Below are 13,579 nucleotides of genomic sequence, written 5' to 3' on the forward strand. Positions count from 1 at the left end.
CTCCAGCACAAGGACTTCTCGTTTACGATACAGACATAGATTGTTTCTTCTTTTATAACGCAGCAAGTTCCACTTGGCAAAGCCTATGTACAGGTGGTAGCGGAGGAACAACAGGCCCGACCGGACCACAAGGTTTACAAGGAATTCCCGGAGCCCCCGGACAGAATGGAGCGCCTGGCCCAACCGGTGCAGCTGGTAGCGTGGGTCCAACAGGACCGCAAGGTGCAACAGGTCCGACTGGGGCAATTGGTCAAAACGGATTGGCTGGCGCCACAGGTGCCACAGGCCCACAGGGAATACAAGGAGTTACAGGAGCAACAGGTCTACAGGGACCTCAAGGCCCAACAGGTACAGGGGTGGGTGTTCCCGGACCAACAGGGCCTCAAGGTCCGACTGGCACAAATGGAATCAACGGAACGCAAGGTGCTACAGGCCCAATGGGTAGTACCGGAGCAACCGGTCCAGCGGGTCCAACAGGAGCTACTGGATTACAGGGAATTGCTGGTCCAACCGGCCCTAGTGGTCCTCAAGGAATCCAAGGCCAGCAAGGACCTATCGGCCTACAGGGTCCAACTGGCCCCATCGGCTTAACTGGCCCAGCAGGACCAACAGGAAACACGGGTGCAAATGGCACTCCTGGACAGCAGGGGCCAGCAGGCCCAACTGGATTAACAGGACCTACTGGGCCGTTGGTGGCTGGGTCCATTAATCAAACCTTGAGGTATGATGGAACCGATTGGGTGGCGAATTCCACTATTTGGAACGATGGAACCAACGTTGGGATAGGTACAACCAATCCGCAAGCAACGCTCGAGGTAAATGGCGCTGTTTTCGGAAAGATGCGTCTCTGGAGTATTCACTCGTTCAATAACCAAGCATTCCAAAACGGTAGCGGCATCCTTTGGGTTCCAGCAAATGGAGATGGTGCGGATGATAATCCAACTGGAGTTGGTTCCCCAGGGAATGATTATAGAGATCGATGGGCAGCTCCATTCAGTGGTAGACTCTTAAAAATCGTGGTAAGAGTAGGAGACGATAGTAACGGAGGCGAAGAGTTGAAAGCTCGGGTTTCAATTGATGTGAACGGGGTGATTTCTACATCAACAGCTGCTTTTAACCTGAATCAGAATGAAACTGGATCGATGACTGTTCCTGCCACTTGGACATTCAATGAGGGAGATCTGATTGGGGTTGGTTTGCGTTTTGATGATGACGCACTGTGCAACGGTGGCGATTGCTACGTTGAGGATACCAACTATTTCGTCTCACTTGTTTGGGAGTATGACGTTTACGAATAAATAAGACCGAAATTAGGTATCAGCTAATGCCTCGGCCAACCTTGGTCGGGGCATTTTCTATATTTGGAAATATCCTAAAGGCACGGACATGATGCAGAAGATCAATACGCTCGAAGAATATCACGAACAGTACGCCAAAAGTGTTGCCGATCCCGAAGGATTTTGGAACGAGAAGGCCGAAACATTTCAATGGAAAAAGAAGTGGAATAAGACCTTGGAATGGGAATTTTCCACTCCAGATGTGAAGTGGTTCTTAGGCGGAAAACTCAACATCACCGAGAATTGTCTTGATCGACACCTAGAAACCCGAGGAGATCAAGTAGCCATCCTTTTCGAACCGAATTCTCCTGATCAATCTTCGGAGGAGATTACCTACAAACAATTGCATAGCAAAGTTTGTGCTTTTGCGAATGTACTGAAGCGGAACGGTGCCAAAAAAGGCGACCGAATTTGCCTTTACATGCCAATGACACCAGAATTAGCTATCGCGACTTTGGCTTGCGCTAGAATCGGAGCCATTCATTCAGTGGTTTTTGCTGGCTTTTCTGCCCGATCATTGGAAGACAGAATCAATGATGCCGCTTGCAATATTGTGGTAACAGCTGATGGTGCCTATCGCGGAGCAAAAACCATCGACTTGAAAGGAATTGTGGATGCGGCTTTGGAGAATACGCCTTCCGTTGAGAAGTGCATTGTTCAAAAGCGCATTGGTTCCGTCATCGAAATGAAAGACGGGCGAGATGTTTGGCTAACCGAAGAGCTAACATTCGTGAATGACCATTGTCCGGCTGAAGAAATGGACAGCGAAGACATGCTTTTTGTGCTCTACACTTCAGGTTCAACGGGTAAACCGAAAGGTGTTGTTCATACCTGTGGTGGCTACATGGTTTATGCGGAATACAGCTTCAGAAATGTATTTCAATATGAAGAAGGCGACATTTATTGGTGCACGGCCGATATCGGTTGGATAACGGGCCATACGTACATCGTTTACGGACCACTTTTAGCGGGAGCAACAACAGTGATGTTTGAAGGCGTTCCGACCTACCCAGATGCGGGAAGATTTTGGGAAGTTTGCGACAAACACCAGATCAATATTTTCTATACGGCTCCTACGGCTATCCGCGCGCTGGAAGCGCATGGTTTAGATTTCGTAAAGCCGTACAAACTCGATAGTTTGAGGGTGCTTGGATCTGTTGGAGAACCAATAAACGAAGAAGCTTGGCATTGGTATCACGAACATATCGGTAAAGGCAATTGCCCAATTGTGGATACGTGGTGGCAGACCGAAACGGGCGGCATCATGATCTCACCTTTGGCGAACATCACGCCACTGAAACCAAGTTTCGCCACACTTCCATTGCCCGGAATTCAACCATGTTTGGTGGATGCCGAGGGCAACGAAATTGAGGGAAATGATGTGCAGGGAAATCTCTGCATCAAATTCCCATGGCCAAGCATGCTCCGCACCACTTATGGCGACCACGAGCGCTGCCAGCAGGTTTATTTCTCCGCCTACAAAGGCAAATATTTTACGGGCGATGGCTGCCGCAGAGATAAGGACGGCTTCTATCGGATTACTGGCCGTGTTGATGATGTGATCAATGTTTCTGGTCACCGATTCGGAACCGCAGAGATTGAAGCCGCCATTGATGAGCACGAAAACGTGGTGGAAACAGCAGTGGTCGGCTATCCGCACGATATCAAAGGACAAGGAATTTATGCTTACGTTATTTGCAATCATCCACCAGCTGACCTTGATGCGTTCAAAAAGGAGTTAGACAAAGTCGTGATTGAGATTATCGGGCCAATTGCTAAACCAGATAAGGTTCAAGTGGTGAGTGGACTTCCTAAGACTAGATCTGGTAAGATCATGCGAAGAATACTTAGAAAGGTTGCCGAAGGCGATGTTTCCAATCTTGGAGATACTTCAACGTTGCTTGACCCATCAGTCGTTGATGAGATCAAGGCAGGTGCCGGCCTCAGCTAAATGTGCTTTGGGTATGATTGTTGTGAGGAAATCAATGTTATCAGATCCGCCATGAAACAACTTTTATTCTGCCTCACAAGCTCGTTTTTTCTCATTCAAACTGTATTTGGACAACATCAAGAGATTATCGGAAGTGTTCGTTCTGCTGAAGGGAAAATACTTTCTAACGCTCACGTCCTAGACATTAACAGCCGCAAAGCAGTTGCTGCGGATGAATTAGGGAAATTCCAATTGAGCGTATCAGATTCTGGCACTGTTTTGCGCGTTTCTCACATTGGATTTCGCCCAGTACTTCATTCGGTTTCTGCAGAAACATTGAATCAAGGTTCAAGAATCAGCAACGTTGCCATTGTGCTTTCCCAAGAATCAACATTGCTTTCGCAAGCGGTTGTTTCTGCAAGTGATAAAACAGTAATTGATGGCAAGCGCGGTGTGGTTTTGCGCGATTTCAGCTTTGCAGATGGCAGTAATTTATTGTTGATGGCTGAGAATGGCATTCGACAACTGGTTTTATGTGATGATAAATGGCGAGAGGTCTCGCGAATTCAGGTCGGAAAAAAGGGAGATCGATTGTTTGAGGATTGCCTTGGAAATGTCCATCTGTTCGGTAACGATAGCGTTTATCAGATAGCGGCTGCGAACGCAGGCTTAAAGCTGATGACAGGTATTGAACAGAGCTATTTTGTGGAGCAGATGTCTCATTGCGCCACATCAAGCAACACACACATTTTCTTCAGTTCTTATCAAAAGGCTGGGCAGGAAGTATATCATTATGGACTGGATCGAAAGACCAAAGAAGGCATCATTCTTCAGCATGTTTATGATCATCAAGGCTTGCAAGACATTGGAGATTATTTCAGCGCGCTGAAGTCAAATCCACTTCCATATCGCAGCCGCATTCGGCAGGCAGGTGCAAGTTTCGGCTATCAAGGATGGGAGAGAGCGGTGGCCTGCAATAATTCGATCGGAATCAACGATTACGGTCAAAGAGGTTACGGTTCATATTATCGCAATTCGTACAGGTACACAGGAACTCCAGCATCGTATGAGCGAAGCACACTTTTGTGGGGCGGCCGCTATTCATCGAATACCTACGGATCATCTCAAGGACAGTATTTTCAATCGGTTTCCAATCGGGCATTGGAATACCAACAAGCGATGCTTAATACCTGGAGTCCGTCACTCAGAGACCGCGGTTGGATTGATCTTCTACGCCAACCAACCTACAGCCCAATGTTCCATCTTCGCGATAGCATTTACGTATTCGATCATGTAATTGGGGTTTGTTTCGTTCATGATGAAAATGGCCAAGAGTTCAGGTCGTTTCCAATAGAACATCAAGAAGCGAAAGGTTGGAGAAATATGCTCATTCCAGATGCGAATGGACAGGAATTATACGCCCAGATCAAGCACAACGGTAAGGTCTTTTTGATGCAGATAGACCTGAATGATGGTCATATAGTTCGAACAACAAACCTCCCCAACGCCAATTTTGTGGAGCATTTGAAGATAAAGGACGGATATGCCTATTATTTGAAGGAATACCGTGACGTATCGACTTCGGACAGAATGCTGAGGCAGAAGTTGTAGCAGGCGAAAAGTTATTCCCTTTTGGGCAGAGCCACCTCGAATTATTCTCCATATTCGTAGAATATTCTTTGCCTGATTCTATGACGCAACAACACCCTGACGAGGATAAACGCCTCTTTTTATTAGACGCCTTCGCGCTCATTTACCGTGCGTATTTCGCTTTTGCAGGCAACCGCGTGGATAAACACGGAAATCGCTCAGCAGGCTATACCATGGTCAACTCAAAAGGCCAGAATACATCGGCCATTTTTGGTTTTACCAACACACTTTTGGAGTTATTGGAGAAGGAGAAACCATCGCACATTGCTGTGGTTTTTGATATGCCGGGCGAAACCAACCGACAGGTTGAATACACCGAATACAAGGCTAACCGTCAGGCCATGCCAGATGATTTACGCGACAGTATTTCTTACATACAGGATTTGATAAGAGGCTTTCGAATTCCTGTTTTGGGAGTAGAAGGTTATGAGGCGGATGATGTAATTGGAACACTTGCCAAGAAGGCCGAAAAGCACGGATATACTACGTACATGGTAACTCCAGATAAGGACTACGGCCAATTGGTTTCCGATAAGATCTACATGTACAAACCAGCAGCGATGGGCAATGACATTGCCATTCTCGGCCCGAAAGAGATCTGCGAGAAATACGGTCTAGAGCGCCCCGAACAGCTCATCGATGTGCTTGGCATGTGGGGCGATGCAGTGGATAATATCCCTGGAATTCCTGGTGTTGGCGAGAAGACCGCCATCAAGTTTATTCAAGAGTATGGTTCGATGGAAGGGCTTTATGAGCACCTCGATGATCTGAAGGGAAAGATGAGGGAGAACGTGGAGAATAATCGCGACAAGGCGATCATGTCCAAAATGCTTGCCACCATCATTCTCGATGTGCCGATTGATCTGGACGAGGAAACACTCGTTATGGAAGAACCTGATAAGGAAGCGTTGGCCGAATTGTTCGCGGAATTAGAGTTCAGAACCATTGCCAAAAAGGTGTTGGGACAGGAAGTGGCTGTGACAGCTCCTGCTTCGGCAGTTCCTAAAAAGCAGGCCGCTCCAGGTCAAATGGACATGTTTGCCGAAGCTGGTGCTGTGGTCGAAACGGCTGAAGGGTCGGGCTACAAGACCATTTCAGATACCGACCACGATTATCAACTGATTGATACTGCCGAAAAACGAAAGGAACTGATTGCTACGCTTTCGAAAGCCGAAACGATCTGTTTTGATACTGAAACCACGGGTTTGGACACGCTGACCGCGGAACTTTTGGGCATCGCTTTCTCCATCGAAAAAGGAAAAGGATTTTATGTTTCCATTCCCGATAATGAAGAAGAAGCCAAGAAGGTCTGTGCCGAATTCCAAGGCTTGTTTTCAGATGCAAATAAGACCTTGATCGCGCAGAATTTGAAGTACGATCTCTGCATTCTGCTTCGCTATGGTTTGACCATTTCGGCCAAGACATTCGATACGATGATTGCGCATTACCTGATCAATCCGGATATGCGCCATGGCATGGATCTGTTGTCGGAAACTTACTTGAGCTACAGGCCAGTTTCCATCACCGAACTCATCGGGAAAAAAGGGAAAAACCAAGGCACCATGAAGGATGTGCCTTTGGAAGAAGTGAAGGAATATGCGGCCGAAGATGCCGACATCACCTTCCAGCTATACGAGAAATTCAGTCCGCTGTTGGATGAGGTGGAAGCTCGAAAACTCTTCAATGAAGTGGAAATGCCGCTCATCCCCGTCCTTGGTGCCATGGAGATGGAGGGAATTAAACTGGACGTTCCAGCCTTGAAAGCTATGTCGTTGGAACTGAACACAGACCTCATTCGTCTTCAATCTGAGATCATTGAACTGGCAGGTGTCGATTTCAACATTCAATCGCCAAAGCAGCTGGGCGATATCCTTTTCGATTACCTGAAGATTGACAGCAACGCCAAACGAACTGGTAAAACAGGCCAGTATAAAACTGGCGAAGAAGTGCTGAGTAAATTGGTCGGTAAGCACGCCATCGTTCCTAAAATTTTGGATTATCGTTCGGTTCAGAAATTGAAATCTACCTATGTTGATACGCTTCCAGAATTGGTAAATCCGACAACTGGTAAAATCCATACATCTTACAATCAGGCGGTTGCAGCCACAGGTCGTTTGAGTTCAGACAATCCAAACTTGCAGAACATTCCGATCAGAACAGAACGCGGACGCGAAATCCGTAAAGCATTCATCCCGCGAAGCGAGGAATTTGTGCTTCTCGCAGCGGATTATTCGCAAGTCGAGCTCAGAATCATTGCTGCGTTGAGCAAAGACGGACCGATGATTGAAGCTTTCAAGCAAGGCCAAGACATTCATGCTGCTACAGCAGCCAAGGTTTTCGGGGTGAAATTGGAAGAAGTGGACCGTGAGATGAGAAGTAAAGCTAAGGCAGTCAACTTTGGATTGATGTACGGTCAATCGGCCTTCGGATTGGCGGACAATCTGGGCATTTCAAGAACAGAAGCGCGCGACATCATTGAAGAATATTTCAAGCAATTCCCGACCATTCGAGCTTATATGGATCAGAATATTCAATTCGCGAAGCAGAATGGATATGTGGAAACCATTATGGGTCGTAGACGCTACCTGCGCGACATCAATTCGAATAATCAGACGGTTCGCGGTTTTGCAGAACGCAATGCCATCAACGCGCCAATTCAGGGTTCAGCTGCCGACATCATCAAAGTGGCGATGATCAATGTTCACGCGGAAATGGAAAGGCGGAAAATGAAGTCGAAATTGCTACTTCAAGTACATGATGAACTTGTTTTCGATGCGCACAAAGAGGAGTTGGACGAGTTAAAAACCTTAGTGAGCGAAAAAATGGTGGGTGCAGTGAACCTTGAAGTGCCAATGGTCGTAGACATCGGTGTTGGCGAAAACTGGCTACAGGCGCATTAGACCGTTTGTGCAAGAATTTTGAATTGGTAAATTCGCTATAGAACTAAGCAATTGGAGCATGAATAAACCCGTTAGATACACACTTGGACTGATTGCATCAGTTATGCTTTTAGCATCCTGTGGTTCGGAACAGAAACCAGCTGAATCTGCTGAGCAGACACAAGAATCTCAAGAACCTTCAGAGGCCGATCTGGCCGAAGCGGACAAGATGATTCAGCAAATGCCATCACCTATCGAGATGGCCATTTTGGTTAAACACGCTGGTGGCGAATACAATTCATCGCTGCTGAATGATGTAAAGCACATTGACAACTACATCACTACCGGGAAAAAGACCGTGAACATGGGTGTTTATAGTGCCGATGTGGGTTACACATCGCTCTACAAGCAAACGCAGGAAACTGTTTTTTACTTGAATAATGTTCGAAAACTGTCGGATGCAATTGGGCTTACAGATGCGTTTGATCAGAAAGTGTTTGATCACGTTGAAGCCAATATTGAGAACCGCGATTCGCTATTGCACATTCTAAGCGGTGCTTACGATGTGGCCAACGAATATTTGAAAGACAACAATCGGATGAACACTTCTGTGTTGATGATTGCTGGTGGATGGATCGAGTCGATGTATTTGGCTGCCAATTTGGGCACGGGCGGAGGCAGACCTGAGGATATCATTTCGCTGCGTATTCTGGAGCAGGAAGTGGTATTAGAAAAGATTCTTGCTGGAATGCGAATGGTAAAAGGCGATCCGTTGGTAGCCGAGTTTGCCACAAAGCTTGAAGCACTCGATAAAATTCTTGTTGCCAAAGAAATACGAATTGGAGAAGGAGAAGACGCTTCTGTCAACGCAGAAAAGATGGAATCTGTCTATGCGTTGATTGATGAGATACGTGCTTGGGCCGTGGCTTAATGAGTGCAATGGTTTTAAGATCGATTCAAACAAAGCGATTCCTTCTAGGGTCGCTTTTTTTGTGGTTTTATTTCACACCGGTAGTTGCACAGAATTTTGATTGGGCAGCAAGCATTGGTGGCTTGGGTTTGGATGTTGGAAGAGCGGTGACAACAGATGCCGATGGCAATGTGATCGTGGTAGGTTCGTTTACAGGAAGCACGCATATCGCAGATACTTTCCTCACAGGGTCTGGTTCTATGGAAGGTTTTGTGGCCAAATTCACTTCAGAAGGAGAATTTCAATGGGCACGTGTAATTTCTGGTCCGGCAGAAGACATGGCGCGTGGCGTTGTGACGGAGCCTAACGGTAACATTTTCGTGGTAGGTCATTTTACCGATACGGTCACTTTTTCTGTTTCTGAAGAAGACACGGCAGCCGTGGGTTCGCGAGGTGGCCAAGATGCATTCATTGCCAAGTATTCGCCAAGCGGAGAATTCATTTGGTATCTGACAGGAGGAGGGCCAGGAGATGATACGGCAACGGACATTGACCGATACGAGTGGAGCGGAAAATTGTATGTGAGTGGCGGGTATGAAAAACGCGCACAGTTTGGTTTGGAAACACTGCTCTCCAGTGGATTGACAGACGCATTTCTGCTAAAAATGGATCCGGACGGCAACGCACATTGGATTCGGAGTGGAGGAGGTTCAGAGCACGACATTGCCGCAGCTGTCGCGGTTGGAAATGATGAATCTGTTTACATCGTTGGAGATTTTTACGAGCAGGCCACGTTTGATGCAACCACCATTGAAGCATTGGGAAGTTCGGATATGTATTTGGCCAAGTATTCGGAAAATGGAAATCTGGAATGGGTTAGAAGCAACGGAGGCACAACCGTAGATGTGGCCACAGGTGTTGGAACTGACCTCAACGGAAACGTGTATGTTTCTGGCTATTATCAGGGAACCACGTTTTTTCAAGGCTATTCGGTCAGTGCGTTGAGTTACAACGACATTTTTCTTTCACAGTTTGATGCCAACGGAAATTGCAATTGGCTGCAATCGGCCGGGAGTTGGGGTTTGGACAACTGCTTGGGAATGGCCGTGGCTTGGGATGGATCAACTTACCTCACGGGCATGTTTGAAGAACTGATCATTGCGGATGGCGATTCCGTATTTGGCGATGGCTACGATATTTTCATTTTGCATTATGCTCCTTCTGGCATGATCCGTTATGGACGTGCGGCAGGGGCGGGTAGTGCGGACATCGGAATGGCAACCTGTATTGGACCAGACCAAAGCCTATACGTCACAGGTTACTACTTCTATTTTGCAGATTTCGACCAAACGACCATTGGCGCTGCCGATCATGGCGATTGTTTTTTGGCGCGGATGAGCGGAATTTTAGGGATTCCAGAAGTGAGTGGTTCAGATGCAAGCGATTGCTTGCGATTCAATCTGAACAACAACCGGATCATCGTAAACTGTGTGTTGCAAGGAGATTGGCAAATGCACAACGCGCTTGGTCAGAAAATAGGACAAGGTCAATTTTCAGACGGGCAGATTCAGATCCCACAAATTGCTGCAAGCATGTATTTGCTCACTGTTTCAAGCGGGTCACAGCAATGGTCAATACCTTGGGCAATGCCGCTAGGAAACGGATTTTAAGGTCCGTTCAACCTGACCGATGTGTCGGATCATGTGTTGACGCATGAATCTCACACTTTGAAGAATGCTCATTTTTCCAGCAGCCGGATGTTTGAAAAGCTCATTGTCGATAAGCTTTTCGTCAACCGTTTCATATTCATTTCGCAAACCATCGCGCACAGCATTCCATTCTTCCAAAGCCTGTGCAAAAGACACATTCGTTCCTTCAGGAATTTGCGCCACACGAGGCGCTTTGTACTTGACTGGAAGGGAAACTGCCAAGTTCAGAAGTCGTTGTTTAACCCCTGCAGCAAATGTTGCCTTTTGATGTCCACCAACTTCCAGTTTCTTGCGCATGTAGCGCAATGCACCATCTTCGGCCACTTTCAAATGATAGATCACTTCTGTTATTGACCATTCGTTGGCCGAGGGTTTTTTGGTCAGAACTTCCTCAGAATATTGTCCTAAGCTCTCCAACAATTGCTGGCGTTCCTTTTCCATAAGTTCATAGGCCTGAAGCAGTTCTTTTCTAGAAGTCATAGTTACAGTTTACGGTTCTGTGTATTGATCTCTTTTTACCGGATCATCGGTTTTTCAAGTGCGATCGGATTCCAATATCGCCAATTTTTGTAGGCCTCGAATGTTTTGCCGTTTGTAGCTAGCCATTTCAGAAACACTTCTTTGTCCGAATCTTGGTAAATGCTTGCAGCGTATGCTTCCAATAAACCTTTCGAATCCAATGTTGCCATTCGTTTAAAAACGGGTGAGATATTGAAGGACGAATAGCTCAATTTCTCTAAAAGACATTGTCGCATGTCCAATTGAATGCTTAGTTTGTCTGAGTTTTTGATGGTGCATTTATCAGTCAGAATCTGCTTGATCTCTACATCCACTACTTCAGGTTCTGGCTTCCAATTTCCAGAAAAAACCATCGAAGAACTTTCGGAGATAATAAGCGCTGACGACCTGATAAGATCAAGGTCATCTGTCATGTTGAAACAGATCTCTGCATAGATCCAAGCCCAAAGTTGGTTGCCTGATGCTTTCATCAACTTGGCGGCCCAGAAATAATTTTCGGCAAAGTTCGGAGCCTTCTGAATTCCAGCTTCTAGCACGGCTAGCGCATCTGCTGGTTTGCCCAATTCCAGATCGCATTTTCCCAATGCTGAATAAAGCACTCCAGCTGTTGGCAGTTTTTGAATGCCGTAGCGCAGTACATCCAACTGTTTCTTCCGCAAAGTATCCGGACTTTTCTTCAGTTCCTCCATGCCAGCATAGCACTGCGACAGAAGTAGGTAAAGATCAGATTGAACATTTGCATGGTATTGAAGCGGGAAAAGATATTTCTCGGCTTTTTTAAAGTCACCACTTTTAGCGTAAGCCTTTCCTATCTCAAAGGTGTAATCGTACTCGTGCGGCTCTAAATTTCGGGCCTGCTTCAGCAGTTTTATCCCAAGTTCGTATTCACCTTCATCCACCAGTTTTACTCCTTTTACACCCAGCGTATAGGCATCGGTACCAGTCTGACAAAAGGAGGCTACCGAACCCAGCAGCAAAAACGCAAACGACAAGCAGAAACGCATCATGTTTCAAATGTAGTGAAATGGGAAGGTCGGAGGGATTCAGTAATCTACACTGGCTCCAAACTCAATAATGGTGAAATCCACGAATGAAAATAAAAAGTTAACATAGAAGTGTGCTGTAACCCTTGAGCAAGTTTCGCGTTTCATCCCCACCTAACTTATTACAAAACTCAATTGGAGAAGCTGTACGATTACTACAAGGAGTTACAGAACGACAGGCTCAGTTTCATTTTTAATGGTGACGTAAGTGATGATATTACGGATGGGATCATTCGTATCACGGAGTTCAATGTCAACAATTTCGAAGCCCTCTCAAACCTTAGCAGACGCATTTCATTCATCATGGTGGAATGCTTCCAGAATGTGGTTCGACATGGGTCTAAGGGACATGATGACGTGAAAGATAAGAGTTCAGGTCTGTTTGCTGCACGGTTGATGGGAGAGGCCAATTATGTGAGCTCCATCAACCTGATTGATATGAAGGAGGTTGAGTTGTTGCGCGAAAAGCTCAATCAACTAAACTCTATCGAAAAAGATAAGTTGAAAGCATTGTATCTCGAAGTACTGAACAACGAAGAACTTTCGGCAAAAGGCGGTGCTGGTCTAGGACTTATTCAACTGGCGCGAAAAGCGGGACAACCGATCTCTTTTGATTTTGAAGACATCAGCGATCAACTTTCTAACTTTTACCTGTCGCTAAAACTGACCAATAATGATGGTCAGACCGAACCAGGCGAGGCATTACGATTCACCAAAACATTCGATAAGAAGATAAAGGAATCGGATGTGCTGATGGTTTATAAAGGCGATTTTGGAAAAGATTCCATCATGCCTTTGATCCAGATCATTGAAGAAAAAATGCGTGCCGAAAACGAAATTGGGCCAAAAGCGTTCTTTCTAATTTTGGTAGAGTTGCTTCAGAATGTATCCAGGCACAATATCCATAGCCAAACCAAGGATGGGATTTTCATGATCACCGAAGGTGAAGCAGGATATTATTGGACTTCTGTAGGAAATGAAGTGGACGAAACAGCCATGAACCTTCTGAAGGAGCGAATAGATGGTTTGAATGAGATGGATAGCATGGAATTGAAAAAAGCGTATAAACAAACGCTTCGCGATGGAGCGTTCAGTGATAAGGGTGGAGCCGGATTGGGACTGATTGAAATTGCCCGTAAAAGTTCAGATAAACTGGAATACAGCTTTGACGATATGGGTGACGGCAAGTATTTTTTCACATTTAATGTAAAATTCAAAGTCAATGGCTGAGTCATTAAAACTAGAAGCAACGGAAGACACTCCACTGATCGATTTCAACGCATCAACTGGTGTGTTTCAGATAACAGGAAGGGCACTGCCAGAGGATGCCCATGAGTTCTTCAAACCGCTTGAAGAGTGGGTGCAGGCGTATGTTGAGAATCCAGCTGAAAGTACCGTGGTTGAAATGCGGATAGATTATTTCAATTCAGCTTCAACCCGCTATATCTTTAACCTGCTTATGAGCTTTGAGGATATTGTAGATAACGGAGGTGACGCCAAAGTGATCTGGTATTACAAGGAAGGAGATGATATGATTGAAGCGAAGGGCGAAGAGTTCGAAAGCATTTTGGATATTCCATTTGAAATGAAAACGCTTTAAAT

The 13,579-nt window shown here is 46.0% G+C and carries 10 protein-coding genes; 8 read left to right on the top strand and 2 right to left on the bottom strand.

Going from position 1 to position 13,579, the window contains the following annotated elements:
• The 6 genes from K9J17_17250 to K9J17_17275 all read left to right on the top strand — a co-directional run.
• Positions 1 to 1,298, top strand: a 1,298-nt coding sequence (locus K9J17_17250) for a hypothetical protein (GenBank protein ID MCF8278478.1), incomplete at its 5' end; no start/stop codon positions are given.
• Between the two features lie 88 nt (positions 1,299 to 1,386).
• On the top strand, positions 1,387 to 3,288 hold the full coding sequence (gene acs / locus K9J17_17255; GenBank protein MCF8278479.1) for an acetate--CoA ligase: 1,902 nt from the start codon (positions 1,387 to 1,389) through the stop codon (positions 3,286 to 3,288).
• Positions 3,289 to 3,339: 51 nt separating this feature from the next.
• Positions 3,340 to 4,878: a carboxypeptidase-like regulatory domain-containing protein gene (locus tag K9J17_17260; GenBank protein MCF8278480.1), complete on the top strand. Its 1,539-nt coding sequence runs from the start codon at positions 3,340 to 3,342 to the stop codon at positions 4,876 to 4,878.
• Between the two features lie 80 nt (positions 4,879 to 4,958).
• Positions 4,959 to 7,817 (top strand): DNA polymerase I, encoded by a 2,859-nt coding sequence (polA, locus tag K9J17_17265; protein ID MCF8278481.1) that lies wholly within the window; start codon positions 4,959 to 4,961, stop codon positions 7,815 to 7,817.
• A gap of 58 nt (positions 7,818 to 7,875) precedes the next feature.
• A complete protein-coding gene (locus K9J17_17270; protein MCF8278482.1) occupies positions 7,876 to 8,727 on the top strand; it encodes a hypothetical protein in 852 nt (283 codons plus the stop codon).
• A gap of 59 nt (positions 8,728 to 8,786) precedes the next feature.
• The gene (locus K9J17_17275) at positions 8,787 to 10,376 is read left to right on the top strand and encodes a hypothetical protein (GenBank protein MCF8278483.1); all 1,590 of its coding nucleotides are present in this window, start codon (positions 8,787 to 8,789) and stop codon (positions 10,374 to 10,376) included.
• On the opposite strand, the gene K9J17_17280 is transcribed toward K9J17_17275, so the two are convergent.
• Together K9J17_17280 and K9J17_17285 are read right to left on the bottom strand one after the other, a co-directional pair.
• Positions 10,359 to 10,895 (bottom strand): DinB family protein, encoded by a 537-nt coding sequence (locus K9J17_17280; protein ID MCF8278484.1) that lies wholly within the window; start codon positions 10,893 to 10,895, stop codon positions 10,359 to 10,361. The two genes, K9J17_17275 and K9J17_17280, sit on opposite strands and share 18 nt — an antisense overlap.
• Before the next feature lie 35 nt (positions 10,896 to 10,930).
• Positions 10,931 to 11,941, bottom strand: coding sequence for a hypothetical protein (locus K9J17_17285; protein ID MCF8278485.1), 1,011 nt, complete (start codon positions 11,939 to 11,941; stop codon positions 10,931 to 10,933).
• A 171-nt stretch (positions 11,942 to 12,112) separates the two neighbouring features.
• On the opposite strand from K9J17_17285, the gene K9J17_17290 reads away from it, so the two are divergent.
• A complete protein-coding gene (locus K9J17_17290; GenBank protein ID MCF8278486.1) occupies positions 12,113 to 13,207 on the top strand; it encodes a SiaB family protein kinase in 1,095 nt (364 codons plus the stop codon).
• On the top strand, positions 13,200 to 13,577 hold the full coding sequence (locus tag K9J17_17295; protein ID MCF8278487.1) for a DUF1987 domain-containing protein: 378 nt from the start codon (positions 13,200 to 13,202) through the stop codon (positions 13,575 to 13,577). Before K9J17_17290 ends, K9J17_17295 begins: the two co-directional genes overlap by 8 nt.
• Positions 13,578 to 13,579: the final 2 nt, after the last annotated feature.

Source organism: Flavobacteriales bacterium, from assembly GCA_021739695.1.
Classification (GTDB): domain Bacteria; phylum Bacteroidota; class Bacteroidia; order UBA10329; family UBA10329; genus UBA10329.

Bases quoted from the DNA above. Each gene is read 5' to 3' on its own strand.
- acs (MCF8278479.1), top strand. From the start codon at position 1,387: ATGATGCAGAAGATCAATACGCTCGAAGAATATCACGAACAGTACGCC.
- K9J17_17260 (MCF8278480.1), top strand. From the start codon at position 3,340: ATGAAACAACTTTTATTCTGCCTCACAAGCTCGTTTTTTCTCATTCAA.
- polA (MCF8278481.1), top strand. From the start codon at position 4,959: ATGACGCAACAACACCCTGACGAGGATAAACGCCTCTTTTTATTAGAC.
- K9J17_17270 (MCF8278482.1), top strand. From the start codon at position 7,876: ATGAATAAACCCGTTAGATACACACTTGGACTGATTGCATCAGTTATG.
- K9J17_17280 (MCF8278484.1), bottom strand. From the start codon at position 10,895: ATGACTTCTAGAAAAGAACTGCTTCAGGCCTATGAACTTATGGAAAAG.
- K9J17_17285 (MCF8278485.1), bottom strand. From the start codon at position 11,941: ATGATGCGTTTCTGCTTGTCGTTTGCGTTTTTGCTGCTGGGTTCGGTA.
- K9J17_17295 (MCF8278487.1), top strand. From the start codon at position 13,200: ATGGCTGAGTCATTAAAACTAGAAGCAACGGAAGACACTCCACTGATC.